The 1,473-nt window shown below is 42.4% G+C and carries 1 protein-coding gene; it reads right to left on the bottom strand.

Annotated elements, in window-relative coordinates; genetic code table 11:
• Positions 1 to 27 precede the first annotated feature (27 nt).
• Positions 28 to 1,245, bottom strand: a complete 1,218-nt coding sequence (locus tag AB5443_RS25290; protein WP_008782613.1) for a transposase — start codon at positions 1,243 to 1,245, stop codon at positions 28 to 30.
• Positions 1,246 to 1,473 lie beyond the last annotated feature (228 nt).

The following is a 1,473-nucleotide window of genomic DNA, read 5'->3' as shown; positions in this document are numbered from 1 at the left end:
CAATAGTTCGTTAAAAATTCGCCACGCCTAAGCGGCTCTGGCAGTAAATAAAATGAGTTCTTTGAAAAGTTTGTCAATAACTTGCGGGTCTGGGCTAATCCCAAACACGCAAATAAATCGTTCAAGCATATAAGCATTGTGTATGAATGACTTGCAGGAGGATATGGAATAGGTTATTCCGAGCCTCTTACATGCCGCTTTGGCCAAGTTGACAGCAGCAAGCGATGCATTGAAGTGAAAATCCAATTTCCTGAAGTCGGTAGACTGGCAGTTGGTGATTCCTGCATGCTGCTTGCCATCTCTAAAGCAAAATTCCAACTGGAACCTGGTTCTGTAATAATCCAGCACCTCGCGTCCATCCATGGAATCGTCTGTAGAGAAGTAAAGCTGCCACTTGTCTGTCCTCCCGTCCATCGGATACCAGATGGCTAAGGAAACATACCTTTTGAGAGCTTTTGCATATACCCTCAATCCGTATAGCTTTCCCTTGTTCACCTCGTATTCCTTGCACCGGGTCAAATCCAAATTGGCAAAGTCAATCCTGCCGTCAAACCACTTGGGATGGCCACGTTTTCCTGTTTTCTGTTCCAATGCCGGATAGTACAGGACAACATCATTCCTAAAGCGGCTGATGACATGGAAACCGTTCTCACACATAGGTGTTATGAATGTTTCCTTGGAAAAGAATGCGTCTGCAACCACCGTTTTGGATATGCTTTGCAGCTTGTCTTTTCTGCTGATAAGATAGCTGCTGTACCAGTCAACGAGGCTCTTGTCCATATTATCCAAGGTCTTACAATCCGGCGTCTGAATGGAACCTAAAGTCATGCATTCATGATTGTCGATGTCAATGACACCGATGCCCATGATTTCCAGTCCACGCTTGTATTCTCCTGCACAACCGGACCAGAAGTAACCTATCCAAGGTGTCTTCTTGCCTGATTTGGGAATATAGGAAGGATCGATGGCGATGGCTTTTCTTTTGCCTGTGAGATGCTTGCTGATGATAGAGCCGTTGAACGCAAACCAGTCGAAAGTTTCATGCTCAAAAAGGTTACGATAAGTCTGTTCTGAGAAACAGCCATATCTGCCCAATTGGAGGAAGTTTATACGATCCGGGATGGCCATGAATAATTTCATGGTGTCCATGAACGTTTTTTCAAAAGGTTTTTGTATATTCGCTACTGATTTGAGAGCCGACAGGCACTCGGATTGGTATTGCATAAGGAGTGTTTCTTTAGTCATAATCAGAAGAGTTGAGAGACTTCTAATTTACTAAAAAACCAGCGAATTATGCAATACTTTTTTACCTTTATTATCAGCAGGTTAGCACATTTTTTTCAGCACATTTCTTCATGCTTAACCATTCGTTTTTGACAACATTTCAATGACCTCTTTAGTGTTTCCGAACCGACTTTTGCCGGTTTTATTGTTTAACTTTTAATTTTTCGGTAAAAATTTACCGAAGTATTG

Origin of the sequence: Bacteroides sp. RTP21281st1_H5_RTP21281_210402 (assembly GCF_040918965.1) — a bacterium.
Classification (GTDB): domain Bacteria; phylum Bacteroidota; class Bacteroidia; order Bacteroidales; family Bacteroidaceae; genus Bacteroides; species Bacteroides congonensis.
This window is presented reverse-complemented; position numbering and strand designations above follow the sequence as displayed.

Bases quoted from the DNA above. Each gene is read 5' to 3' on its own strand.
- AB5443_RS25290 (WP_008782613.1), bottom strand. From the start codon at position 1,245: ATGACTAAAGAAACACTCCTTATGCAATACCAATCCGAGTGCCTGTCG.